Origin of the sequence: Flavobacterium gossypii (assembly GCF_014138495.1) — a bacterium.
Classification (GTDB): domain Bacteria; phylum Bacteroidota; class Bacteroidia; order Flavobacteriales; family Flavobacteriaceae; genus Flavobacterium; species Flavobacterium endophyticum.
The window spans coordinates 1,038,638-1,065,419 of the sequence record NZ_JACJIS010000001.1; the positions used below are offsets into that span (position 1 = coordinate 1,038,638).

Here is a 26,782-nt window from a genome sequence, read left to right on the forward strand (position 1 = left end):
TATATGCTACTAAAAAAGAAAATACCCATGAAATATGTCTTAGGAAAAATCAAGATCGAGCTTTTCCTAGTCATCCTATATGTTATCTCGTTTGAAATCTTTCTGAATTATTACGGAGCTAATGCCATTAATATACCGATTGCTATTCCAACAATTATCGGAACAATCATTTCTCTTTTGCTGGCTTTTAAATCCAACCAAGCTTATGACCGTTGGTGGGAAGCTCGAATTATTTGGGGTGCGATCGTAAACGATTCCAGAACACTGATAAGACAAGTTATCGCCTTTTACAAAGACCCTGACTTTTCTGTAGAAGCTAATGACTTCAAAGAAAATTTTGCCAAAAGGCAAGCGGCATGGTGTTATAGCTTGAGCCAGTCGCTTCGTGGAAAAGACCCTTTAAAATCAGTTAAGCAAATCTTGAGTGATGAAGATTTTAAATATGTCAAAAAGCACAAACATGTTCCCAATGCGATACTGCTTTTACATTCCAAAGACTTGAAAAAGGCCAATGAGCAAGGAAAGATAAACACTTACCAGCAAGTCGAAATAGACAATACGCTGACACGTTTATGCGATTCTATGGGGAAATGCGAGAGAATCAAGAATACGATTTTCCCAACAACCTATAGTATGTACATCCGATTCACGCTCTGCTTGTTCATTATCTTATTGCCTTTTGGATTGACTGATTTAATAGGCTGGTTGCAGATTCCTTTGGTAACTACTATCGGCGCCGCTTTCTTCTTGATTGAAAAAATGGCTATCCATCTGCAAGATCCATTCGAAAACAGGCCGACTGATACGCCAATGACTGCTATCTCTAGTACGATCGAAAAGAATTTAGTGCAGATGGTAAACGAATTCCGCGACGAATTTGAAGACCACATTAAAAAACCCGAAACGGAACTCCATCATATCCAGCCCGTTAAAAACGCTTACTTTGTACTGTAAATTTCGGGCTTCTGTTTACAAACTGACCTTCATACAAGGTCAGTTTTTATTTTGTACAAAACATTTTGAGTCCGTCTCTTTGTAATATCTGAAAAAATTCTACTTTTACATAAATCTAAACAAATCAATTTATGAAGACAAACACTTTCAGAAGTATCGCTGGCAAAGCATTTTTAATCTTAGGATTTTTATCATTCAGTTTTTTCGTTTCATGTTCTAACGACAGCAACCCAGAAGCGGTAGCAGAAAAATTCCTAAATCACGTAAATAAAGGAGAATTCGCAGAAGCAAAAGAATATTGCGACGAGCAAACAGCTTCTTTAATCGGAATGATGGAATCTATGGTAGCTGGTAAAAAAGACGAAATGAAGAAACTTGATGCAAAAGTAGAAATCATTTCTTCTGAAGTAACTGATGATAAAGCAACAGTAAAATATAAAACAACGAGTACAAAAGAGCCTACAGGAACTGAGCAAACACTTAACTTGGTGAAAGTTGACGGAAAATGGAAAGTAACTATCGACAAAGAAAACGCAAATAAAGAAGGTGGCGCAAAAGCTCCAGCTGGCGAAGTTGAAGCTACTGATTCATTAGCTGCTCCTGTTGATTCTCTTGCTACTCCTGCTGATTCTACAGTAGCAGAATAATAAAACACATTAATTAATTTAAAGCATTGTCGCAATGAAGAAACTTATCTTTTATTCGGCAATGCTTTTTATTTTGGCTGTTGTCGCCTATAAGCTGTTTTTCTATTTTGACCGAAAATCGGAACAGGAAGCCATCCTAAAAAATGAAGCTGTGACACGTCTTTCCGATGAAGAACTTGCCAAAATTGAGGAAGGCGATTTTATCTTGCGTAGAGGTTTCGGCTTTTTCAGCGACTATATTTCCAAAGAACTCAACTCAGGAACTATAGATGTAACTCATGCCGGCATAATTATAAAACACAACGATTCCCTATATGTAGTCCATTCCTTGTCTTCAGATGTGACGAATATTGATGGGTTGCAAGCACAGCCAATCGGTGATTTCTTGAAATATTCTTTTCCAAATAAAATCATCATCACCCGTGCTAAAAACTGCGACAAAGACATGGGCGCTAAAATTTCCCAATTAGCGCAAAAGTATTTGGCTATGCATATTCCTTTCGACCATAAAGGAAATTTTGACGATGACGAAAAATTTTTCTGTACCGAAATGATATGGAAAATTTTAGAAAAAGACCTGCATTGCGTATCGCTTCCGACCGAAGCAGAGGCTCGAAAGAAATTCTTTTTTTCGATGAGCCCTATGTATGACACCAAATATTTTGACATTAAGATAAATCAATACGATATTGAGAATAAATAGTATTTTTGCGACATAACAAAACCGAGAACAAATGAAGGCATACGTATTTCCAGGTCAAGGCGCCCAATTCACAGGAATGGGAAAAGACCTTTACGAACAATCAGAATTAGCAAGAGAGTTATTTGAAAGAGCCAATGCCATTTTAGGCTTTAGGATTACCGATATCATGTTCGAAGGAACAGCAGAACAACTAAAAGAAACGAAGGTAACACAACCTGCTGTTTTCCTACATTCCGTTATTCTTGCAAAAACACTGGGCGATAATTTCAAGCCAGAAATGGTGGCAGGACATTCTTTAGGCGAGTTTTCTGCTTTGGTTGCCAACGGCACACTGTCTTTTGAAGACGGACTGAAATTGGTTTCGCAAAGAGCGCTGGCAATGCAAAAAGCCTGCGAAATTACTCCTTCGACTATGGCTGCCGTTTTAGGACTAGAAGATCATATTGTTGAAGAAGTCTGTGCTTCTATAGACGGCATTGTAGTTGCTGCAAATTACAACTGTCCTGGACAGCTAGTCATCTCTGGCGAGACAAAAGCTGTTGAAAAAGCTTGCGAAGCTATGAAAGAAGCTGGTGCAAAACGTGCCCTGATTCTTCCTGTCGGAGGTGCTTTCCATTCACCGATGATGGAACCTGCTAGAGAAGAATTGGCTGCTGCTATTGAAAACACTACTTTTTCAGAACCAATCTGTCCGGTATATCAAAACGTTCCGGCAAGTGCTGTTTCTAATGCGGCTGAAATCAAGAAAAACTTAATCACACAGCTAACAGCTCCCGTAAAATGGACACAGTCTGTCCAGCAGATGATTGCCGATGGCGCTACTTCTTTCACAGAGGTTGGTCCAGGGAAAGTCTTAATCGGATTAGTCAATAAGATTGATAAAAACGCTGCTACTTTTTCTGCTTAGTATTTATCGTTATATCATAAAAAAACCCGCAAGTGACTTGCGGGTTTTTATTTTTAGTATTTTTTAGCTTCGGATTTTCTTTTCCCATTTCCAAGCGCTTTCTATTGCTTGGTCTAAAGTAGATTCAGCTTTCCAGCCTAGTATTTTATTAGCTTTCTGCGTATCAGCATACGCTTCAATCACATCGCCTTCTCTCCTATCGACTAATTTATAAGGCAATTTCTGTCCGCTGACTTTTTCAAAAGATTGAATAACTTCCAAAACTGTGCTGCCTGTTCCTGTACCAACATTAAAAACTTCGACTTTGGCTTCGTTTTTATTCTCGATAAGCCTTTTCAAAGCAATAACATGCGCTTTCGCCAAATCGACCACATGAATATAATCCCTGACACAAGTACCGTCAGAAGTCGGATAATCAGATCCAAACACAGACAGTTCTTTTCTCAATCCCATACCGGTTTGTGTAATAAAAGGCACTAGATTCTGGGGCACTCCAATAGGCAATTCACCTATTTCTGCTGACGAATGCGCTCCTATCGGATTAAAATAACGCAACAAGATTGCCTTTATATTTGATACTTTGGCAACATCTTGGATTATTTCTTCTCCAATCTGCTTGGTGTTGCCATAAGGCGAAATTGCTGGCTGTACAGAAGCATCTTCGGTAATAGGCATTTTTTCTGCCTGACCATAAACGGTACAAGACGAACTGAAAATAAAACTAGCATCTGTTTTTTGCTGCAATTCCTGCAATAGATACACTAGCGCATTAATATTGTTTTCGTAATAAAGCAACGGATTTTCAACCGATTCACCTACCGCTTTTGAAGCCGCAAAGTGAATTACTCCGGCTACATCGGCATGTTTTGTAAAAAATTCCTTTACTGAGTTTTTTTCTCTTAAATCCAGTTTTTCAAAAATTGGCTTTTTACCGGTGATTGCTATAATGCCTTCCAAAACTTTTTCTTCGGCATTGGAAAGGTTGTCGATGATCACGACTTCAAAGCCTTCATTTTGCAATTCTACGACTGTGTGAGAACCGATAAAGCCCAATCCTCCCGTAACTAGTATTTTCATTCTAATTTATTTTTTATGGCGCGAAAGTGCACGGTTTGTATCAATTATTGCAAAAATTCTAAAATCGAATCTGTTATGAATTTGATCTGCTCATCATCCAGCTCCGTATGCATGGGCAGTGAGATTACTTCTTTTACCAATTGATTGGTTATCGGAAAGTCTTCTTCTTTATAGCGGACATTTATATAGGCTTTTTGGCTGTGCAACGGAATCGGATAATAAATTGCACATGGAATTCCTTTATCCAACAAATGTTGCATTAGGCCGTCTCTATCGGCATCCAAAATACGCAACGTATATTGGTGAAAAACATGCGAATCTCTTTCACCCGCAACATACGGGGTAACGATATTTTTATGATTTGCCAAAGCCTGGCTGTATTTTTGTGCCGCCAATTGCCTTGCTGCATTGTACTCATCTAGTTTTGGAAGTTTTACGTTTAAGACCGCTGCCTGAATACTGTCCAAACGTGAATTTACGCCAACCACATCATGATGGTAGCGTACATACATTCCATGGTTTACGATACCGCGAAGCTTGTGGGCCAAGTCATCATCGTTTGTAAAAATAGCGCCTCCATCTCCATAACAGCCTAAGTTTTTAGACGGAAAGAACGATGTTGAAGCGACATGGCCTATAACTCCTACTTTTTCTTTTTTGCCGTCGAAATATCTGTAATTGGCGCCAATTGCCTGTGCGTTATCTTCGATTACATACAAATTATGCTCTTGAGCTAACTGCATGATAGCTTCCATGTTGGCAGCCTGTCCGAAAAGATGCACTGGAACAATTGCTTTTGTCTTTGGCGTGATTGCTTTTTTAATTGCTTCAACAGAAATATTAAACGTGTCGATTTCTACATCGACTAAAACTGGAGTCAGTTGCAAAAGCGCAATAACTTCAACGGTTGCTGCAAAAGTAAAATCAGCGGTGATTACTTCGTCGCCAGGTTTTAAATCCAGCGCCATCATGGCAATCTGCAAAGCATCTGTACCGTTTGCACACGGAATCACGTGTTTTGCGCCAAGATATTCTTCTAGATTTTTCTGGAATTTATGAACTTCTGGACCATTAATATAAGTATTGGTGTCTAGAACTTCTTGAATAGAATTGTTTACTGTTTCTTTTATATTTTCATATTGACCTTTTAGGTCAACCATTTGAATTTTTTTCATCTAAATTAAATTTAAAACAAGCAAAACTACTAATAAAATGATGGACAACCAATGAATTTCTAGAAACTAGCGTATTTTAGCGATTCAAAATCAGACTTATGTTTTTTCTATATAATCTACTGGTAATCATCACTGGATTTGCCTTAAAGGCGGTTGCTTTTTTTAATCCGAAAATGAAGCTTTTTATTGAGGGAAGAAAAAATGTTTTTAAGACTTTAGGTAATAAAATACAGCCAAAAGACAAGACCATCTGGTTTCATTCGGCTTCTCTCGGCGAGTTTGAACAGGGTCTTCCGGTGATGGAAAAGATTCGAACACTGTATCCTGACCATAAAATCGTACTGACTTTCTTTTCGCCTTCGGGTTATGAAGTCAGGAAAAACTCAACAGTTGCGGATGTAATCGTTTATCTTCCTTTGGACACGAAAAGCAACGCAGAAAAATTCCTGAAATTAGTCCATCCCGAAATGGCCTTTTTTATCAAATACGAATATTGGCCCAATTATCTGAACGCCTTAAAAGAAAGCAACATTCCTACCTATCTGTTCTCTGGAATTTTCAGGAAAGACCAGGTTTTCTTCAAATGGTATGGCGGATTCTACCGAAAAGCACTTACTGCTTTCAAACAGTTTTTCGTGCAGAATGAAAGTTCCAAGCTATTGTTGCAAGAGATTGGATTTAACAATGTAAAAGTAAGCGGCGATACGCGTTTTGACCGAGTTTTAAAAATTTTGGAAAGAGACAATTCGCTAGATTTCATAGAAAAATTCAAAAACAATCAATTGACGATTGTCTGCGGAAGCACTTGGCCAAAAGACGAAGTACAACTGCTAGATTTTATAAACACCAATTCTTTTGGCGTAAAATTTATCATCGCTCCGCACAATGTCAAGCCAGAACAAATTAGCGAACTGAAAAGCAGTATTTCAAAAAAAACTATCCTATTTTCAGAACTGAAAAACAAAAATCTAGCCGATTACGATATCTTTATCATTGACACCATCGGCATCTTGACTAAAATTTACAGTTATGCTGATATTGCGTATGTCGGAGGCGGCTTCGGGACTTCAGGCCTGCACAACATCTTAGAACCTGCTACTTTTGGGATTCCGATTGTTATCGGCCCTAATTACCAAAAGTTTTCAGAAGCTGTCGCTTTAGTCAATATGGGCGGCTGTATTTCTGTGAAAAACAAAAAAGAATTGGAAGAAACGCTTTCTCTTCTAATCCAAAACGAAGACGAACGCTTTGAAAAAGGACATATCTCGAGCACTTTCGTACAGATGAATAAAAACGCGACAGAAGTTATCTTGAAAAATCTGTAAACAAAACCATGACAACATTCAAACCTTTACACACTTCAGACATCGATACTATTGTTCCGATGATGCAGGAATTTTATGCCATCGACAATTACCCGATCGACATTGCAATTTCAAAAGCTTTATTTTTGGAGTTTTTAGAAAATCCGCATTTGGGAAGAGCATGGCTGATTTATTCGGATGATGAAATAGTGGGCTATGTAATCCTGACTTTCGTTTTTAGCTTTGAATACAAAGGAACGATCGCCTTCCTAGATGAATTGTATATTTCCGGAAAAGCACGCGGAAAAGGAATCGGAAAAAAAGCCTTAGATTTTATTCATCAGGAAGCCATTGCGCTTTCGCTGAAAATTATTTATCTCGAAGTCGAAGGCCATAATGAGATTGCCCAGAAACTCTATTTATCTAAAGATTTTGCAATTCACAACCGCAGGTTGATGAAACTGACGGTAAAAAACAGTCTTGTTTAAAAACAACTAAAAATTCGAGAATCGTTAAATAATTCGGCTTTTTACACAAAAATTGTAACTTGCAACCACTAAACTTCAATCGTTATCTATGAAATTTTTAAGACTTCTTGTCCTTTTACTGGTTCTTCCTGCCTATTCACAGCAAGGCGGAATGTGGATCCCATCGCTTTTGAAAGGGATGAATGAAACAGAAATGAAAAATCTGGGAATGAAAATGTCGGCCTCCGATATTTATGATGTAAACAAATCAAGCCTCAAGGATGCAGTACCACAATTTAACGGTGGCTGTACTTCAGAAGTTATCTCTTCTAAAGGGCTTCTTTTGACAAATCACCATTGCGGTTTCGGAGAAATCCAAGCTCATTCTACGGTAGAACACGATTATCTGACCGATGGTTTTTGGGCGATGAGCTTAGAAGAAGAACTGCCAAATCCTGATTTAGAAGTAACTTTTATCGTAAAAATTGAAGACGTAACTTCTCAAATCTTAAATGGTGTTTCTGACATTTCTTCAGAAGCAGAAAAGCAGAAAAAAATCCAAGAAAACATTGCATCGCTGACAAAATCGTCTCCAAAAGAAGCATGGCAGGAAAATAGGATTCGTACCTTTTATGAAGGAAACCAATATATTTTATTTGTTGTAGAAAGTTATAAAGACGTACGTTTGGTAGGCGCTCCGCCTTCCTCTATAGGCAAATTCGGTTCCGACACAGACAACTGGGTTTGGCCAAGGCATACAGGCGATTTTTCATTATTCAGAATTTATGCTGATAAAAACAATCGTCCTGCTGCTTACTCAAAAGACAACGTTCCTTATACGCCGAAACACTTTTTGCCTGTTTCTATAAAAGGCGTGGAAGAAGATGATTTCACATTAGTATTCGGCTATCCTGGAAGAACTACAGAATACCTTCCATCTGTTGCGGTTGAGCAAATCGTAAACAATTTGAATCCAGCGAAGATTGAAATCCGCGACAAAGCCCTAAAAGTGGCCGACGGATTCATGAGAAAAGACAAAGCTATCAAGATTCAATATGCTTCAAAATATGCAAGTATTGCCAATTATTGGAAAAAATGGATCGGCGAGACTCAAGGCTTGAAAAAATCAAATGCTATTGAGATCAAGAAAAAATTTGAAAAAGTGTTCTTGGAAAAAGTAAACAAAGCGGGAAAACAAGCGGAATACGGTAACCTGTTTGTTGACTTCGAAAAAAACTATGCCGAAATCGCTCCTTATGCCCTAAGCAGGGATTATTTTACAGAAGTCGTATTGCGAAACACGGAATTGCTAACAATCGGCTACCGACTTTATCAATTAGAGCAGGTTTACAATTCGAGAGGAGAGCAATCGTTTAAAGACCGAAAAGAAGCGACTATCAAGGCTCTCGAAGAAACTTATAAAGATTTTAATGCTACTGTAGACGAAAAAGTATTTGAGCAATTGATCGAATTGTATGCGACCAAAGCGCCTAAGCAATTTTTGCCAGCAACCTTGAAAAATGCAGATTACAAAAAATTGACCGATAGAGTTTACGATTCAAAACTCACAAGCTACAAAGGACTAAAAGAATTACTTTCTGGCGACGCAAAAGCTGTTATGGCAAAAATCAATGCGGATAAAGGCTACCAGTTCGTAAAATCATTGGCTGACACCTATGTTAAAGAAGTAAGTCCGAAATACGATGAAATCAACCTAAAGATTGCGGCTTTGCAACGCACTTATGTGAAAGGTATTTTAGAATTGAGTCCGAAAGAGGCTAGAATTTTCCCAGATGCCAACAGTACGCTGCGTGTTACTTACGGAAAAGTAAAAGGCTATTCGCCAAGCGATGCAGTAACTTATAGCCATACGACTTATTTAGACGGCGTGATGGAAAAATACATCCCTGGCGATTATGAATTTGATGTTCCAGCCAAGCTGATTGACTTGTACAACAAAAAAGATTACGGCCAGTACGGCAAAAAAGGAAAAATGCCAGTCTGTTTTATTGGGACCAACCACACAACGGGAGGAAATTCAGGTAGCCCTGCGATAGATGCAAAAGGAAACCTGATAGGTCTCAACTTTGACCGTGTTTGGGAAGGAACAATGAGCGATATTTATTACGATCCTGCCATCTGCAGAAATATAATGGTCGACATGAGATATGTTCTTTTTATTATTGACAAATATGCTGGAGCGAAACACCTGATTAACGAGATGAAAATCGTTGGAGGAAAGAAATAATTCACAGTTTTTCGCCATAAAATTTAAGAATTACCGAAAATAGAGCTCTTAAATTTCAGAATTTGGCGAATTATTGTAGTCGTTGTCATTTTTAACAAGTTTTAAATCACAAAGACATCGCTTAAACCCTTGTAATTCAAGGAATTTATTTTTAAAAAAAATCTTTTAAAAAAAATTACAATAAATATTTTAAGATATTAAAAAATTTATATCTTTGCTCCGAATTAATAATTAACCTTTATAATTTAGTAAGATGAAAAAAGTTGTATTAAGCTTAGCATTAGTTGCTACTATGGCATTTGTTTCTTGTAAAGAAACTGAAAAACCAGCTGAAGAGGCTGCTGTTGAAGCTACAGAAGTTGAAGCTACTCAAGCTGTTGAAGCTGCTGAAGTAAACGCTGAAGCTACTGTTGATAGCACTAAAGTTGCTGAAGAAGCTAAAGTTGAAGCTGCTAAAGCTGAAACTGCTGCTCCTGCTAAACAATAATTAGCAAACAGTAAAAAAAATAACCCTGCTTTTAGCGGGGTTTTTTTATGCTTATTATTTAACAACCTTAGTCTATGTCTGCAAAGATATCAGCCCCCGTAAAATCAAGTGTTTCTGCTTTTGAAACATAAAGCGCCACTTCTGAAATTCCTTTCGCCAATCGCAGTTCGGTATTAAACTTTCTGCTTACAGCATAAATTTTGCTGTTAATGATCAGCTTATAAAAATATTTACCGCTTGAAGCCCTGAATTTCAAGCAGAGTGCTGTTTCAGCATTCGCTTTAATGATTTCAATATCGCTTTCGCAATCCATTTTTAATTCATAAGTCATGCTCGTAAAGACGATTTTTCCTTTTCGAGAAGTATACACAAACTTGTAATGATCTTCGTCTTTCTTGCTAATAACAAATGCGCCCATAAAATAATTAAATAGAGTGTTTAAGACAAAAAAGCCTCCCGAAAGAGAGGCTTCCCACTAAGTGATTAAAAGTAACTAATTCTTACCCGCTTAATGATTGATGCGCCAAATGTAAGAATAAATACTAAATTCTTTCACCCAAATGACCTTCAATTCTAAAGTAAAAATAAATCAATAATAAAAATAAAAAAACCCCACAAAGAGGCCATCATTTTTTCTATTACAAGAATTATTAGTCCGTAATCCATCCTCAGATTCCTTTAAGAGCTTTTTCTGCCGAACCTTCCAAGCCACCAATCAATGCGCCGCCATATGCTCCAGCTACAACTCCATGAATACCGCCAAATAAGCCCTCTAAAAATCCTTTTACAGCATCAATAGCATCAACCTTAGCAACAGGTTTTATCGCATTCCAAAACCCTCTCCAGAATCCATCCCCTCTTGACTGCAACATGGATTCATCAAAGTCAGTAATAAGCTTTAGCCAATCAAACCTCTTACAACAAGGCTCGGCATTTTTTTAAAAAATTCAAGATTTAAATCCCTAGAAGCAAGGAATATTTAACTTATAAAAATAAAAAAGCCCCTAAGTTAGGGGCTTTTTGTACTCAGAGCGGGACTTGAACCCGCACGAACATTACTGTTCACTGGATTTTAAGTCCAGCGTGTCTACCAATTTCACCATCCGAGCATGGACTTTAATTTGAGCGAAAAACGGGGCTCGAACCCGCGACCTCGACCTTGGCAAGGTCGCGCTCTACCAACTGAGCTATTTTCGCATTTCTGATTTGTAAGAACAGCAACACTTGAACCGTATTGCGGATGCAAATTTAATACATTAATTCAATTATACAAGAACTTTTTTGAAAAAAAGAAGATAAAAAATATAACTTTCTGATAACGTATTCTTTAAATCCAAATCATTTTTTTACTAGCATTCTCTTGATTTCATTCAGCTTCATCAAAGCTTCCACTGGCGTGAGGGTATTGATGTCTAAATTCAATATTTCTTCTTTTATTTCCTCCAAAAGCGGGTCGTCTAAATTGAAAATACTCAGTTGCATTTCGTCCTTAGACGGCTTTATACCGTTCAAGGCTTCTCCTGAATGATCTTTTTCAAGTTTTTTCAGCAGTTTCTGTGCTTTTTGGATTACCGTTTGAGGCATTCCGGCCATCTTAGCCACATGAATACCAAAACTATGGGCACTTCCTCCTTTTACCAACTTACGGATAAAAAGCACATTATCTTTTAATTCTTTTACAGAAACATTGTAATTCTGGATTCTTTCCAAAATTTCGGTCATTTCGTTGAGCTCGTGATAATGCGTCGCAAATAATGTTTTCGGCCTTCCAGGATGCTCGTGCAGGTATTCGGCAATTGCCCAAGCGATAGAAATTCCGTCATAGGTGCTCGTTCCTCTTCCAATCTCATCCAAAAGCACCAGGCTTCTGTCGGAAAGATTGTTCAAGATCGAAGCTGTCTCGTTCATTTCGACCATAAAAGTAGATTCTCCCATCGAAATGTTGTCCGATGCACCTACCCTTGTAAAAATTTTATCTATGACACCCATCCTTACGCTTTCGGCCGGGACAAAACTTCCCATCTGTGCCAACAATACAATCAATGCTGTTTGACGCAGGATAGCTGATTTACCCGACATATTAGGCCCCGTAATCATGATGATTTGCTGGGTATCTCTGTCTAGATAGACATCATTCGCAATATAAGGAACTCCAACAGGAAGCTGTTTTTCGATTACCGGATGACGTCCATTTTTTATTTCCAATTCAAAAGTATCATCCAGAACAGGACATACATAATTATTTTCGATGGCCAATTGCGTAAAAGACGTAAGGCAGTCTAACTGGGCAATCAAGTTCGCATTGAGCTGTACAGGCTTTATATACGTCGAAATCCAATTGACCAATTGTTCAAAAAGCTGGCTTTCTAATTGGTGAATTTTCTCTTCCGCTCCAAGAATTTTGGTTTCATATTCTTTCAGTTCTTCCGTAATATAACGCTCAGCATTTACCAAGGTCTGCTTACGGATCCATTCGGCCGGCACTTTATCTTTGTGTGTATTTCTGACTTCGATATAATATCCGAAAACATTATTGAAAGAAATTTTAAGAGAAGAAATACCCGTTCTTTCTGATTCTCTTGTCTCGATTCCTTCTAGATATTCTTTTCCAGAAGTCGAAATGCTTCTCAATTCGTCTAATTCAGCATGAATGCCTTTAGCAATTGCATTTCCTTTATTGATGGAAACCGGAGCCTCTGGATTAAGTGTCGTCTTGATTTTTTCTCGCAACAAGTCGCAACTGTGTAGGCTGTCTCCTATCGTCTTCACTGCAACATTTTGGCTTTCAAGAGCCAATGATTTTATCGGAATGATGGCATCTAACGAATCTTTTAGATATACAACTTCTCTAGGCGACACTTTTCCGGTCGCGATTTTTGAAATCAGACGTTCCAAATCGGAAATCTGTTTTATTTGATATTGGATGCTTTTCAGCACCTCGTTATTTTCTTTTAAATAAGAAACTACCTCATGTCGTCCTTTTATTTTATCTGCATCTTTTAGCGGCAGCGCTAGCCAACGCTTCAAAAGACGGCCTCCCATTGGCGAAAGCGTCCTGTCGATAACATCTAGCAATGTTACTGCGTTTGGATTGTAGCTGTGATACAATTCTAAATTTCGGATCGTAAATCGGTCCATCCAAACATAAGCATCTTCTGCAATTCGTTGAATTGACGTGATGTGCTGAACTTTATTATGTTGCGTTTCTGACAAATAATATAAAATCGCTCCCGAAGCAATAATCCCTTCTGGCAATTCTTCAATTCCAAATCCTTTTAAAGAATTGGTCTGAAAATGACCTGTCAGCGTCTCGAAGGCATAATCTTCTTTATACACCCAGTCTTCGAGATAAAAGTTATGATAGTCTTCGCCGAACAATTCTTTGAAATCGTTCTTATTCTGTTTTGGAATAAGTACTTCACTCGGATTAAAATTCTGCAACAACTTGTCAATATATTCTTCGTTGCCTTGTGCAGCTAAAAATTCGCCCGTAGAAACATCTAAGAAAGAAATCCCTATAATTCTCTTTCCGAAATAAATTGAAGCCAAAAAGTTGTTTGATTTTGACTGAAGCACCTCATCATTCATAGAAACGCCAGGAGTCACCAATTCGGTAACGCCACGTTTTACGATAGTCTTTGTCATTTTTGGATCTTCGAGCTGGTCGCAAATCGCAACTCGCAGTCCGGCTTTTACCAATTTAGGAAGGTAAGTATTTAAGGAATGATGCGGAAATCCTGCCAGAGCCGTTTCGGTTTCGGAACCAGCGCCTCTTTTTGTGAGCACGATTCCTAAAATTTTAGAAGCGCGGATCGCATCTTCGCCAAAAGTTTCATAAAAATCTCCCACTCTAAACAACAAGCAAGCATCAGGATATTTCCTTTTGATCTCGTTGTATTGCTTCATTAATGGAGTTTCTTTCGGAGTTTTATCTTTCGTGGCCAAGAGTATTCGGATTTTTAAATTATTTTTGCTAAAATAGAAAAACTAATAGTATTGCATCTGCATTTATGAGAAAACTTGCCAACAGCGAATTAGAAAGAAAAAGTATCGAGGATTTCAAGCAGGCCGAAAAAACACCGCTAATTATCATATTAGACGACATCCGAAGCCTGCACAATATCGGCTCTGTTTTCAGGACGGCCGATGCTTTTTTGATTGAAAAAATTTATCTCTGTGGCATTACGGCTACGCCTCCAAACAAAGAAATCCACAAAACGGCTCTTGGCGCAACGGAAACTGTTTCTTGGGAATATGCCAAAGATGTTTTAGAAGTGATTGACAGCCTCCAAAAAGAAAATGTTGCGGTCATGGCAATCGAACAAGTAGAAAATTCTATTTCTCTGCAAGAATTTATTCCGGAAAATGATCAAAAATATGCTTTGGTTTTTGGAAACGAAGTAAAAGGCGTTTCTCAAGAAGCGATTAAAAAATGCCAAGGCACTATAGAAATTCCGCAATTAGGCACCAAACATTCGCTAAACATTTCGGTAAGTGCCGGAATCGTAGTTTGGGATTTGTTTCAAAAATTGAATTTTTAAAACCTTATCGTTTTCCCGAAAAAGCTTTGCTTTCGATTTCATCTAAAATCTGAAGATAATCATATTGGTTCTTGACAAAATCTTTATCGGAAACATCAATAACCAAGACATTCAGGTCGGTTTGAGATTTTATATAATCAAGATAGCCTCTATTGATCTTGTCCAGATATTCTGCCGGGATTTCTTGTTCATAAGAACGGCCTCTCAGCCTTATATTCTCTAGCAGACGTTCTGTATTTTGATACAAATAGACATACAAATCCGGCTTTTTCATTTCTTTATAAATAATATCAAAAAGCGTCTTGTACAATCGGTATTCGTCTTCACCTAACGTAACTTTCGCGAAAATCAAGGATTTGAAAATATGGTAATCGGCAACAATAAAATCCTTAAACAAATCAAACTGCGCCAAATCATGCGACAATTGCTGGTATCGGTCAGCCAAAAAAGACATTTCTAACGGAAAGGCGTATCGTGCTTGGTCTTTATAAAATTTAGGAAGGAAAGGATTGTCCGCAAAACCTTCCAAGACAATCTTAGCATTAAAATCCTCTGCAATTTTGTGAGCAAGCGTTGTTTTTCCAGCGCCGATATTTCCTTCGATGGCGATATAATTAAAATGGTCAAAATGGTATTTTGCTACAGGAGATTCTAAATCAGAAACAATCTTGTAAACTGATTCGTCTTTACAATCTCTCAACAGCTCGACGACATTTTTATTGAACCTTGGATGGACAAAATCAGATTTCAAATCGTTCATCGGCAGCAAGACAAATTTTCGGTCTTGCATATGCGGATGCGGTACTTTTAAATTTTCAGTATCAATAATTTCTTCGTCAAAGCTTATAATATCTATATCGATTGTCCTAGATTGATACCTTGCCCCTGCCTTTCTGATTCTCCCTAAATCCAATTCGGCCTCAAGAACTTCTTCCAAAATTGAAGAAGCCGTCTTGCAAGTGTGCATCAATATAGCACAGTTGAAAAAGGCGTCGCCCTCAAAACCCCAAGACGGCGTTTCGTAAAGCTTTGAAACCTTAACAACGGTAGCAATCTCTTTGTGGATCAATTCGATAGCTTGCTGAATTATTTGAAGCCTGTCGCCTTCATTGCTTCCGATAGATAATATAACTTGGTGCTGCATTTTCATAGACTGCAAATTAAGGAAAAGTATTTCAGACAAAAGCACATTTTTAAGTTGCAATCCGAAATTATTAGGCCGAAATTTGTAACTTTTTCGATATTTATGTGACCTATAAAGAAATAACAATACTATGAATTTTTTAAAAAATGTACTTTCAACCGTAATCGGATTATTCGTTTTCCTATTCGTTCTATTTTTTGGATTTATAATCATTGCCGCATTATTTGGCGGTAACGATTCTAAGACCGTTGTAGTAAAAGACAATTCAGTAATAGAACTGAATTTAGAAGAAGTTACAAACGACTACGCAGGGAAATTTTTATACGAAGATTTCAGCTTTTTGAATGAAGAAAAGACAAACGGTCTTTCTGATGTGCTAAACGCGATTGATGCGGCAAAAACCGACGATAAAATCAAAGGAATTTCCATCCTAAACAATATGTCATTATTAGGAATGGCACAAAGCAAAGCGCTTCGAGACAAGTTAGAAGATTTCAAAAAATCAGGAAAATTTGTCGTGGCTTATGCCAATTCGTATACCCAAAAAGAATACTATCTTAATTCTGTTGCCGACACAATCTATCTTAATCCTGTTGGAGAAATGGATTTCAAAGGGCTTTCTTCGGAAGTCATGTTCTACAAAGATTTTCAAGAGAAAACTGGCGTTAAGATGGAAGTTATCCGCCACGGAAAATACAAAAGCGCTGTAGAGCCTTATCTAGCCAATGAAATGAGCGAAGCCAACCGCGAGCAGATTTCAGCTTTGTTGAATTCGGTTTGGAATTCGGTTGCCGCTGATATTTCAAAAAGCAGAAAAATTCCGGTTGAAAAACTAAATGAAATTGCAAACGGACTTTTGGCAAGAACGCCAGAAATGGCAAAAGCAGAAAAATTGATTGACAAGATTGCTTATGAAGACGAATACCACAACGGTATCAGAAAAGCGCTTAAAGTCAAAAAAGACGAAGAGTATAACACGGTAAGCATTATCGATTATGCGCATAAAAACTCGACCGTAGGAAAAAAACCAAGCAGTGAAAACACTATTGCCATCATCTATGCGCAAGGAACCATTCTTAGTGGCGAAGGCGATGTCAACATTATCGGCGAAGGCTCGATGAGACGTTCTTTACAGGAAGCTAGAAACGACAAAAAAGTTAAAGCGATCGTCTTGAGAATAGACAGTCCGGGTGGAAGCGCCTTGACTTCCGACTTGATCTGGAGAGAAATTGAGCTAACTAAAAAGGTAAAACCTATCGTAGTTTCTATGGGGAATCTGGCCGCTTCTGGAGGTTATTATATCGCTTGTAACGCCAACAAGATTTTTGCTGAAGAAACCACTATTACAGGTTCAATCGGAGTTTTCGGTACGCTGCCAAACATTACAAAACTGACGAACAACATTGGAATTCATACAGAAGAGGTAAAAACGCACCAGAATGCTGCCGGATATAGCATCTTCACTCCTTTAGACGATAACACCAGAAGTGTGGTTCAAGAAAGCGTAGAAAACATCTACAAAGTTTTTGTTGACCGTGTGGCCAAAGGAAGAAACATGAAGTTTGAAGAAGTTGACTCTATTGCCCAAGGAAGAGTCTGGACTGGAGCTGATGCGATTAAAATTGGCTTAGTTGATAAAATTGGAGGAATGGGCGACGCTATAAAAGAAGCCGCAAAATTGGCTAAAATCAAAGACTACAAGACTGCCGATTATCCGGAATACGAGAAGAAATTTGCAGATATTTTTGGTGGCATGCCATTCATGCAATCGAAAGAAAGCTTTATCAAAGAAGAGGTAGGCGAAGAAAACTACCAAATGATCGAGCAGATTCGAAGAATGAGCGCTCAAAAAGGAATGCAGGCCTTAATGCCTTATGAGATAAATATCAAATAATCTCTTTTAAGTAATAAACTAAATATCAGGGCCAAAAACCCTGATATTTTTTATTTATATATTTCGAAAACATTAAGTTTTAGATTTCACTTCTTTAAAATTTTTCTTATTTATACTTTTATTAAGGATATTGGTTTAATTTTTGTTATAATTTCGATAAATAAATAAATTTATTATGTTAAAAAAGATTTTAAAAGCCGTCGGTATATTTCTATTGGTAATAATCATTGCATTAGCTGCAGCGCCATTTTTATTCAAAGACAAGATCAAACAACTGGTCTTGAAATCAATTAATGAAAATGTAGACGCGAAAGTCGCATTTAACGATGTAGACTTAAGCTTGTTCAAGAGCTTTCCGCGCGCGAACGTTACCATTGATAAATTAAGCATCATCAACAAGGCTCCGTTTGAAGGCGACACTTTGGTATATGCTGGAGAAGTAAACCTAAAAATGTCTATCAAAGAACTTTTTAAAAGCGAAGGAGAACCGATGAATATCGAATCCTTTTCTTCAAAAAACGGCGTGATTAATATTCTTTTTGACAAAAACGGCGTCGGTAATTTTGATATCGCCATAAAAGACAAGAAAGATAAAAAGGAAGATTCTAAAAGCAAGCCTTTTGCCATGAACGTCCAAAATTACGAAATAGAAAACCTGCGTTTTACTTACTTCGACGAACGTTCCAAAGTCAAAATGGTCATCGATAGCTTGAATCACCAAGGAAAAGGAAATTTTGCGGCTTCAAAATTGGATTTGACAACCAAAACTACTGCAAAGGTTTCTCTCGATATGGACAAGACCAATTACATGAAAAACATCAAATTGGATTTGGACGCCGTATTAGGAATTGATCTAGAAAACAGCAAATATACGTTCAAAGACAATAAAGCTTTGATCAATCAACTACCGTTAGAATTTGATGGTTTTATCCAGATTGTTGATGCCGGACAAGAATACGACTTGACTTTCAAGACACCGACTTCCTCATTCAAAAATTTCTTGGGAGTTATTCCTGAAGCATATGCCGGAAACCTGAGTACCGTTAAAACAACTGGCGATTTTAAAGTTTCTGGATTTGCAAAAGGTTTGTATAGCGATAAGACCGTTCCAAAATTCAATCTGGCCATTGCTTCTAACAATGCGTCGTTCAAATATCCTGACCTTCCAAAATCGGTAGAAAATATCGTAATTGATACAAAAATCATCAATGAAACAGGAATATTGAACGATACGTACGTAAACCTTGACAAGCTTTCTTTCCGAATCGATCAGGATGTATTTAATGTACAGGCGAATGTAAAAAACATCGTCGAAAATCCGTTGGTAGATGCCAAATTAAAAGGAACCGTGAATCTTGCAAATGTCTCCAAAGCATATCCTGTAAAATTAGATACTCCGCTTTCAGGAATTCTGAAAGCTGATATAGAGACTAAATTCGATATGAAGTCGGTAGAAACAAATCAATACCAAAACATTCAAGCTGCCGGAAACGCAAGTATTTCTGGCTTCAAATATGTCGATGCCGATAAAAAAGCCTATACCATCAATACTGCTGTTGCTCAATTTTCAAACCAAAAAATCAATTTGCAGCAATTGGATATGACGACTGGAAAAACCGACTTAAAAGTAAATGGTATTTTAGAAAATTTCTTAGGTTATGCTTTCAAAGACCAAGAGTTGAGAGGGAATTTCACGATGAAATCCAACCAATTTTTGGTATCAGATTTCATGTCAAAAACCGAAACTACGGTAAATAATAAGACTGTAACTACAGAAGCTGTCAAGATCCCAAAGCTTTTAAATGTAACCTTGAATGCGTCTGCGAACACTGTAGTGTATGACAACTTAAACCTTAAAAACGTTTCTGGAAAAATTATCGTAAAAGACGAAGCAGTTTCACTCCAAAATTTAAAAACTTCAATTTTCAATGGATTAATCACAGCCACGGGGGATGTTTCTACAAAAGGCAAAGTGCCTACTTTTAATATGAATTTGGGCTTATCTACGGTAGATATCAATCAGACGTTTAGCCAATTGGACATGTTGAAGAAAATTGCTCCGATTGCCGATGCAATTAACGGAAAACTGAATTCGACCATCAAGCTTTCTGGTAATTTGGATGCAAAAACAATGTCGCCAGACCTCAATACGCTTTCAGGCGATTTGTTCGGGCAATTGCTTTCGACTACAATAAACTCAAAAAATTCTGCCGTTTTAAACAAGCTTGATGAAAAAGTAAAATTCATCGACCTGCAGAAATTAAACTTGAACGACCTAAAAGCAAATCTTACGTTCAAAGATGGGAAAGTAAACGTGAAACCTTTCGACATCAAATACCAAGACATCAAGATAAATGTTGGCGGGCAGCACGGTTTTGACCAGTCTATGAATTACAACCTGAAATTTGACGTCCCTGCAAAATACCTGGGAACAGAAGCAAATAAATTAATCGCAAAACTGAGCCCTGCCGAAGCTAACAAATTAGAAAACATTCCTGTAACGGCTATACTTACGGGTAATTTTAAAAATCCAAAAGTCTCGACAGATATAGAACAGGCTGTTACCAAACTAGCGACGCAATTAGTCAAAACCCAAAAAGACAAATTGGTTACTCAAGGAACCAACGCTTTAGGAAATCTGCTAGGCGGTACTAAAAAAGATACAACTAAAACACAGACGAATCCTACCAAGGAAGACGTAAAAACAAAAGTCTCCGAAGGAATCAAAGGTCTTTTTAATAAAAAGAAAAAAGAATAAACTTATAACTTGAAACAAAAAAGCCTGCAATCTTTAATTGCAGGCTTTTTTTATAAAATATTCATCCCAATGACGTAGCCTTCAAAGCTTCGGACATTAAAAACTGTCCCATCTTCAAAAATCAAATATTGCCCTTTTATTCCTATTAATCGGCCTGTAAAATTCGGAGTTTTGTCTAGGTTCAATCCCGTTACTTTTTTAGGATATCTCAAGACTGGATATTTCAACACAAAGTGCTCGTCTAAGTCGGGATTAAAATAAGGCTTCACTTCTTCTGGAAGCTTATCAAAAATATTAGTTTTTTCAGCTATCAAATCCAAAGTCAACACTTCGTTCTGAAGCATTTTCCTCCAATTGGTCTTGTCTACAAAATGATTTTTCAAAGCCACCTCCGTAATTCCAGCCAAATACCGATTCGGAACTTCCACAATAGAAACCGCCTCACATGCGCCTTGATCGATCCATCGCGTCGGAATCTGTGTTTTTCGCGTCACGCCTACTTTTATTTCGCTTGATAAAGCTAGATATACCACATGTGGTTGCAACTGTACTCTGGTTTCATAATCCAAATCTCGGTCTGCAATCCCTAAATGTGCTGTACTCAATTCGGGTCTCATGATCCAATCTCCAACCGCCGGACTGCTGTAGAAACAATCATAGCAGAATCCCTGGCGAAAAATCTTTTTCTTTTTGGAACAGTTAAGGCATTGGTAACCGAGAAAACTGATTTCAATATTTTTATCAAGAGCTTGGTTTACGTTCAAGAAACTGTTTTCAAAAGTCAGATAATATTGAATCTGAGCCGCAAATTCCGTTTCCATTTTTGAAAGAACACCTTCGTATTGCATTGTATTTTTGAGTTTATGATTTAGACGATCGCTTTATGGCTTTTGGCACTTGACTTTCGACAATTTTTGTTATTTTTGGTAAAGTTAGAAATTCGTAACTCATAAATCATAACTCAAACCTAAAAAATGGCGTTACCCATAATCAATTCGGTGGCAACGTGGATTTTAAAAAAAAGAATCCATCAAATTGAATTGTTCCTGAAATACCCAAATGAAGTTCAGGAAGAGTTGCTTTTGAACTTGATCCGCACTGCCGAATACACTGTTATCGGCAAACAGTATGATTTTTCTTCGATAAAATCGTATCAAGAATTCACCGAAAGGGTTCCTGTTTCTACTTATGAAGACTTGGAGCCGCTGATTGAAAGGACGCGAACAGGCGAGCAGAATGTTTTTTGGAACACGCCGATAAAATGGTTTGCAAAGTCAAGCGGAACTACTAACGCGAAGAGTAAATTTATCCCCGTTAGCACAGAAGCACTTGAAAACTGCCATTATAAAGCAAGTAAAGATTTACTGAGCCTTTACCTTAACAACAACGAAGAATCGCAATTATTTACCGGAAAAAGCCTTCGTCTTGGCGGAAGCAAACAGCTGTACGAAGACAATAACACTTTCTTCGGTGATTTATCTGCGATATTGATTGACAATATGCCGATCTGGGCAGAATTCAGCAGTACGCCGAGCAATAAAGTATCGTTGATGAGCGAATGGGAAGCCAAGATTCCGGCAATCATCAACGAAACAATTCACGAAAATGTAACGAGTTTTGCGGGAGTTCCATCTTGGATGTTAGTTCTGATGAACAAAACATTAGAAGTTACTGGAAAAACAAACCTGCTTGAAATCTGGCCAAACCTGGAAGTCTATTTCCACGGCGGTGTTAGTTTTGAGCCCTATCGAGAACAATACAAAAAAATTCTTCCGAACTCTGGTTTCCAATATTATGAAATCTACAATGCCTCTGAAGGATTTTTTGCCATACAAGACCTCAACAATTCCAGTGATTTATTGCTGATGTTAGACTACGGTATCTTTTACGAATTTATCCCGATGGATACTTTTGGGACACCAGAACAGAAAATCATCCGATTATCAGAAGTTGAACTTGACAAAAATTATGCAATCGTAATTACCACAAATGCTGGATTATGGCGCTATATGATCGGCGACACTATTCGATTTACATCTTTAAATCCGTATAGGATACGCGTAAGCGGCAGAACAAAACATCATATTAACGTATTTGGAGAAGAACTGATTGTTGAAAATACAGACAGAGCTATAGCCAAAGCCTGCAAACTGACCAACACCGAAGTCATTGACTATACGGTGGCTCCTGTTTTTATGGAAGGAAAAGAAAAAGGCGCTCACGAGTGGATGATTGAATTTAAAAATACGCCTGAGAATATCACAGATTTTAGGCAGATTTTAGACGATACCTTGCAGTCTCTGAATTCTGATTATGAGGCAAAGCGCCATAACAACATGACCTTAAATCCGTTGATTATCAATGTAGCAAGAACAAACTTGTTTTATGACTGGCTGAAAGAGCAAGATAAATTAGGAGGACAGCATAAAATCCCAAGATTATCCAACCAGAGGAATTATCTGGAAGAACTGAAATCCATGCAATTTTCTATTACTACTTAATTCTAAGACAAACACGATAAGCAGACATACACAATCAAAGACTTACTTCTTCTGAATGTTAAAGTTGCTTGTAGTTATCAAAAAAATAAGCTTTTTCTGTAACAATTTTCATTTTGAAAAGTCTGATAAACATCATCATCAATCAAACTAATCAAAATGAAATCATTAATAGTCGCCTTTGCTTTATGCGTTAGTCAACTTGTACTCGCACAACAGCCTCCTACTTATCTTGAGCTAAACAGTCCAAAAAACGGAATTCCTTGCGAAAGCGACTCTTCGGAAAGAGAAATTCTTTTAGAAAAAATTGAAGGAAACAGCAAAACCAAAATCGGAGCTTACCGAGGAAATGGTTGCAAATTTACGCTTACAAAAAAGCTAGAATTAGGGAACTATTCGTTTACCATTTCTGGACTGAACATTCAGCAAGCGAAAATTGCATTTGAAGTTACCGCAGAAAATCGCGAGAAAATCATCCAAAATATTGAACTCACAGATAAAACGAATGAACTCAGCGAAGTTACGGTGTATGGAAACCAGCGCCAATACATGAAAGTCGAGTCTGACAAGACTACGATCAACATTAAAGAAAACGGATTGCTTAACAGCGGCACAACTCTTGAAGCTGTCAAAAAGCTTCCTGGAGTAATTACATCTCCTTCTGGTTCGCTTACCTTAAACGGAAAAGGTGTTACGATTTATATTGATGGCGCCCCAAGCAATTTGACCGGAACTGACCTCCAGAATTACCTGAACAGCCTTCCTGCCAATTCAATCGAAAAAATAGAACTCATCTATGACCCAGGAGCTTCGTATGATGCCAATGCCAGCGGTTCCATCATTAATATCGTGACGAATGGCAAGAAAATGAAAGGCGTGAATGCCAGCTTCAACATCAATTATAACTTCAACAAATATCAAAAGCCAAGTCCGCAGATTCTTTTGAATGGCAAAGAAAACAACTTGAGTTGGCAGACCATGTTTGGTGTGAATTACGTCGAAAGAGAAAACAGGAATCGTAACGCGCAAGAATTTACTTATTTTAATCCGCCGGTACGTCTCGAGCAGGAAAGCTTTGACCTTATCACATACAGAAATCTTTATTGGAGAACGGGTATCAATTACAAATTGTCGAACCAATCCAATCTTCTTTTCAATTATAATATGAGTCTTGCCAACGACAGGAATGACAACAAAAGTTCTGCTTTGAGTAACACTATTGATTTCACGAATAATGGAATATCCAAAACAAAGGCCAACAATCAAGAATTGAGCTTACAATTCAAAACAAAACTCGACACCTTGGGAAGAACACTTGACATCACTGCCTATACCAATCTTTTTGATAGGAATCCATTGAACCAATCGACTTCTTTTGAAAACAATGTTTATACGTATAACAATTCAGATATTGATTTTGCCCTGACCAATTACTATTTAAAATATGACTTTTCATTCCCTTTTGAAAAGTATGCTTTTACAATAAATACTGGCGGTAAATACAATACTACAAAAGTGAAAGATTTTGGACGATATAATTTCGAAGAACCAAGCGATGCTATTTTCAATTCTAATCACTACGAATCAGAAATTGATTTCGACTATTCGGAACACAATTTGGCGTTTTATGTAGAAGCGAGAAAAAAATATAAAAAGTTCAATCTTACGGCTGGTGTGCGTTTTGAAAATTTTGAAGTAGAGCGAGAAGCCAGCTCGGTTGCAGATAAGATAAAATTCAACAATACTCGTTTTTTTCCGAATGCCAGTATTATGTTTGAAGCGACTGAAAACATCAATTTTAGCACTTCTTATTCTAAAAAAGTTTCCCAGCCAGGCTATTATACTATCGACCCTAACAACAGTTCGAATTTTAACCGATACAATACATCGGTCGGAAATATGGCATTACAGCCTATCTTTTATGACAATTACGGATTTAAGATTTCGGCTTTCCAATACGTCAATTTGGGAGCCAATTATACGATAGCCAAAAACGACACACAGTTTCTCTTTAGCGCTGAGGACGGCGAATTGGTAAGCAACAGAACCTTTGCTTCTTTTGACCGAATCAAGACTTTTAGCGCTTATTTGTCTTTCCCTATTCCGTTGGATTATTTCTTCAAGAGCAAGGAAGAGTTTACAAAACGAATGAACGAGATTGACAAGATGAATTACATCTATGCCAATATCAACTATGTAAAAACAGATATTGAAGGTTATGATTTTACGTTTAAAAATACGGGAATCGTAAACTTTGGCGCGGAATCACAAATTCATCTTCCTTGGGGTATCATCAATAATATGTCTTACTTTTTCCTTCCAAAAGGAAACTGGGAAATCTACCGAATCGAAAGGCCAATCCAGCAGTTTGATATTTCGTTCAACAAAACTTTTATGGACAAGAAATTAAAAATCGGCGTTCATTGTTTTGATGTATTCAATGCCAACGAAGTAAATGCCTTGGTAGAAGGAAAAAACCTTAGGACATTATTTTATGAAAAACAAGATTCCAGAACGTTTCGAATTTCATTGACTTACAATTTTGGAAACTTGAAATTACAGACGGAAAACACCAACATTGAAGTAGAAAAAGCAAAAGAAGGAGGCAAAGGGCTTTAATTTTCTAAACAGCGTATAACAAAAAATCCCGATTCTCATCGGGATTTTTCATTTCTATTTAATCAACTTAAGAAGCTGTTTTCAGACGCTGCAATAAGTTTTTGTCTAAAGCATTTTCAGCATAGGATTTATCGATTACTAACGATTTATCGTCAGAACTTGGCAAATCGTACATTGCATCGGTCAATATTGCCTCACACAATGAACGAAGGCCACGAGCACCTAATTTATACTCTAACGCTTTATCCACCACATAATCTAAAGCCTCATCAGAAATAGAGAACTCTACATCGTCCATAGCAAAAAGCTTTTGGTATTGCTTGATTAGAGCATTTTTAGGTTCCGTCAGGATGGCTCTCAATGTTTCTCTATCCAAAGGATCCATGTGTGTCAAAACCGGAAGTCGGCCAATTATTTCAGGAATCAATCCGAAGTCTTTGATATCTTTCGGAATAATATACTGCAACAGATTGTCTTTGTCTACATTATCTGCTTTTTTAGAAGAGCTGTATCCGACAGCCTGACGATTCAGACGTTTCGAAATGATTCTTTCTACGCCGTCAAAAGCACCACCAGCAATAAATAAAATATTCTGAGTGTTTACCTCAACAAATTTTTGGTCCGGATGTTTTCTTCCACCTTTTGGCGGTACATTTACTACGGTTCCTTCAAGCAATTTCAACAAAGCCTGCTGAACGCCTTCTCCAGAGACATCTCTCGTAATCGACGGATTGTCGCTTTTGCGTGCAATCTTGTCAATCTCATCGATAAAAACAATTCCTCTTTCGGCTTTCGCGACATCATAATCTGCAGCCTGAAGCAATCTTGTCAGGATGCTTTCCACATCTTCTCCAACATAACCTGCTTCGGTCAATACGGTCGCATCGACAATTGCCAATGGAACATCCAACATTTTGGCGATGGTTTTTGCCACCAATGTTTTTCCAGTTCCGGTCTGGCCTACCATGATAATATTACTTTTCTCGATTTCGACCTCATCGTCTAATTGCTGTTGCATCAAACGTTTGTAGTGGTTGTAAACCGCAACCGACATTACCTTTTTAGTTTGGTCTTGCCCGATTACGTATTTATCAAGAAAAGCCCTGATTTCTTTTGGTTTTTGCAAAACAAGATCCGAAGCCATGGCTCCATTTCTTTTATTCTGCCTTAGTTCTTCAATAACAATTCCATGAGCCTGCTCAATGCATTTGTCGCATATGTGCGCGTCAATCCCTGCAATCAGCAGATTTGTTTCTGGCTTTTTCCTTCCACAAAAAGAACACTCTAATACTTCTTTAGCCATATTTAATTTTAGATTTCAGATTTTAGATTTCAGATTCCAGCCTGTGACTGAAATCT

General features: G+C 37.6%; 21 protein-coding genes and 2 tRNA genes. 13 read left to right on the forward strand and 10 right to left on the reverse strand.

Going from position 1 to position 26,782, the window contains the following annotated elements; translation table 11 throughout:
- Positions 1–3: 3 nt before the first annotated feature.
- The 4 genes from GGR22_RS04945 to fabD all read left to right on the forward strand — a co-directional run bounded on the left by GGR22_RS04945 (position 4) and on the right by fabD (position 3,211).
- On the forward strand, positions 4–954 hold the full coding sequence (locus GGR22_RS04945; RefSeq protein ID WP_121375240.1) for a bestrophin family protein: 951 nt from the start codon (positions 4–6) through the stop codon (positions 952–954).
- A 131-nt stretch (positions 955–1,085) separates the two neighbouring features.
- Entirely contained in the window at positions 1,086–1,601 is a 516-nt protein-coding gene (locus tag GGR22_RS04950; RefSeq protein ID WP_121375241.1) for an Rv0361 family membrane protein, read from the forward strand.
- A gap of 34 nt (positions 1,602–1,635) precedes the next feature.
- The gene (locus GGR22_RS04955; RefSeq protein ID WP_182492794.1) at positions 1,636–2,304 is read left to right on the forward strand and encodes a YiiX/YebB-like N1pC/P60 family cysteine hydrolase; all 669 of its coding nucleotides are present in this window, start codon (positions 1,636–1,638) and stop codon (positions 2,302–2,304) included.
- Between the two features lie 31 nt (positions 2,305–2,335).
- Positions 2,336–3,211 carry an ACP S-malonyltransferase gene (gene fabD, locus GGR22_RS04960; protein WP_121375243.1) on the forward strand — a complete coding sequence of 292 codons (876 nt, stop codon included), beginning with the start codon at positions 2,336–2,338 and terminating at the stop codon, positions 3,209–3,211.
- 63 nt (positions 3,212–3,274) lie between these two features.
- On the opposite strand, the gene galE is transcribed toward fabD, so the two are convergent.
- Entirely contained in the window at positions 3,275–4,288 is a 1,014-nt protein-coding gene (gene galE, locus GGR22_RS04965) for a UDP-glucose 4-epimerase GalE (protein WP_182492795.1), read from the reverse strand.
- Between the two features lie 44 nt (positions 4,289–4,332).
- On the reverse strand, positions 4,333–5,463 hold the full coding sequence (locus tag GGR22_RS04970) for a DegT/DnrJ/EryC1/StrS family aminotransferase (RefSeq protein ID WP_182492796.1): 1,131 nt from the start codon (positions 5,461–5,463) through the stop codon (positions 4,333–4,335).
- A gap of 98 nt (positions 5,464–5,561) precedes the next feature.
- On the opposite strand from GGR22_RS04970, the gene GGR22_RS04975 reads away from it, so the two are divergent.
- The 4 genes from GGR22_RS04975 to GGR22_RS04990 all read left to right on the forward strand — a co-directional run bounded on the left by GGR22_RS04975 (position 5,562) and on the right by GGR22_RS04990 (position 9,969).
- On the forward strand, positions 5,562–6,788 hold the full coding sequence (locus tag GGR22_RS04975) for a 3-deoxy-D-manno-octulosonic acid transferase (protein WP_182492797.1): 1,227 nt from the start codon (positions 5,562–5,564) through the stop codon (positions 6,786–6,788).
- An 8-nt stretch (positions 6,789–6,796) separates the two neighbouring features.
- Positions 6,797–7,255 (forward strand): GNAT family N-acetyltransferase, encoded by a 459-nt coding sequence (locus tag GGR22_RS04980; protein ID WP_246336913.1) that lies wholly within the window; start codon positions 6,797–6,799, stop codon positions 7,253–7,255.
- 88 nt (positions 7,256–7,343) lie between these two features.
- Positions 7,344–9,482, forward strand: a complete 2,139-nt coding sequence (locus GGR22_RS04985) for a S46 family peptidase (protein WP_182492798.1) — start codon at positions 7,344–7,346, stop codon at positions 9,480–9,482.
- A 253-nt stretch (positions 9,483–9,735) separates the two neighbouring features.
- Complete coding sequence (locus GGR22_RS04990; RefSeq protein ID WP_170148746.1) at positions 9,736–9,969, forward strand: hypothetical protein; 234 nt, start codon at positions 9,736–9,738, stop codon at positions 9,967–9,969.
- Between the two features lie 67 nt (positions 9,970–10,036).
- On the opposite strand, the gene GGR22_RS04995 is transcribed toward GGR22_RS04990, so the two are convergent.
- The 5 genes from GGR22_RS04995 to mutS all read right to left on the reverse strand — a co-directional run bounded on the left by GGR22_RS04995 (position 10,037) and on the right by mutS (position 13,914).
- On the reverse strand, positions 10,037–10,387 hold the full coding sequence (locus GGR22_RS04995; RefSeq protein WP_182492799.1) for a DUF1508 domain-containing protein: 351 nt from the start codon (positions 10,385–10,387) through the stop codon (positions 10,037–10,039).
- Between the two features lie 250 nt (positions 10,388–10,637).
- The gene (locus GGR22_RS05000; protein ID WP_182492800.1) at positions 10,638–10,841 is read right to left on the reverse strand and encodes a hypothetical protein; all 204 of its coding nucleotides are present in this window, start codon (positions 10,839–10,841) and stop codon (positions 10,638–10,640) included.
- A gap of 151 nt (positions 10,842–10,992) precedes the next feature.
- Positions 10,993–11,078, reverse strand: a tRNA-Leu gene (locus GGR22_RS05005).
- A 15-nt stretch (positions 11,079–11,093) separates the two neighbouring features.
- Positions 11,094–11,166: transfer RNA gene (locus GGR22_RS05010), tRNA-Gly, on the reverse strand.
- Between the two features lie 141 nt (positions 11,167–11,307).
- Complete coding sequence (mutS, locus tag GGR22_RS05015; protein ID WP_182492801.1) at positions 11,308–13,914, reverse strand: DNA mismatch repair protein MutS; 2,607 nt, start codon at positions 13,912–13,914, stop codon at positions 11,308–11,310.
- A 65-nt stretch (positions 13,915–13,979) separates the two neighbouring features.
- Between mutS and GGR22_RS05020 the strand changes: the two genes are divergently transcribed.
- Positions 13,980–14,510, forward strand: a complete 531-nt coding sequence (locus GGR22_RS05020; protein WP_182492802.1) for an RNA methyltransferase — start codon at positions 13,980–13,982, stop codon at positions 14,508–14,510.
- 4 nt (positions 14,511–14,514) lie between these two features.
- Here GGR22_RS05020 and folK read toward each other — a convergent pair whose 3' ends face one another.
- Positions 14,515–15,660: a 2-amino-4-hydroxy-6-hydroxymethyldihydropteridine diphosphokinase gene (folK, locus tag GGR22_RS05025; protein ID WP_182492803.1), complete on the reverse strand. Its 1,146-nt coding sequence runs from the start codon at positions 15,658–15,660 to the stop codon at positions 14,515–14,517.
- Positions 15,661–15,784: 124 nt separating this feature from the next.
- On the opposite strand from folK, the gene sppA reads away from it, so the two are divergent.
- Positions 15,785–17,548 carry a signal peptide peptidase SppA gene (gene sppA, locus GGR22_RS05030; protein ID WP_182492804.1) on the forward strand — a complete coding sequence of 588 codons (1,764 nt, stop codon included), beginning with the start codon at positions 15,785–15,787 and terminating at the stop codon, positions 17,546–17,548.
- Between the two features lie 175 nt (positions 17,549–17,723).
- Positions 17,724–20,306, forward strand: a complete 2,583-nt coding sequence (locus GGR22_RS05035; protein ID WP_182492805.1) for an AsmA-like C-terminal region-containing protein — start codon at positions 17,724–17,726, stop codon at positions 20,304–20,306.
- 50 nt (positions 20,307–20,356) lie between these two features.
- Here the strand turns inward: GGR22_RS05035 and GGR22_RS05040 are convergent, their stop codons facing one another.
- Positions 20,357–21,154 (reverse strand): DUF2797 domain-containing protein, encoded by a 798-nt coding sequence (locus tag GGR22_RS05040; RefSeq protein WP_121375254.1) that lies wholly within the window; start codon positions 21,152–21,154, stop codon positions 20,357–20,359.
- A gap of 126 nt (positions 21,155–21,280) precedes the next feature.
- On the opposite strand from GGR22_RS05040, the gene GGR22_RS05045 reads away from it, so the two are divergent.
- Entirely contained in the window at positions 21,281–22,807 is a 1,527-nt protein-coding gene (locus GGR22_RS05045; RefSeq protein WP_182492806.1) for a GH3 auxin-responsive promoter family protein, read from the forward strand.
- Positions 22,808–22,963: 156 nt separating this feature from the next.
- Positions 22,964–25,423 carry an outer membrane beta-barrel family protein gene (locus tag GGR22_RS05050; RefSeq protein WP_182492807.1) on the forward strand — a complete coding sequence of 820 codons (2,460 nt, stop codon included), beginning with the start codon at positions 22,964–22,966 and terminating at the stop codon, positions 25,421–25,423.
- A 67-nt stretch (positions 25,424–25,490) separates the two neighbouring features.
- On the opposite strand, the gene clpX is transcribed toward GGR22_RS05050, so the two are convergent.
- Positions 25,491–26,726, reverse strand: coding sequence for an ATP-dependent Clp protease ATP-binding subunit ClpX (gene clpX / locus GGR22_RS05055; RefSeq protein ID WP_121375257.1), 1,236 nt, complete (start codon positions 26,724–26,726; stop codon positions 25,491–25,493).
- Positions 26,727–26,782: the final 56 nt, after the last annotated feature.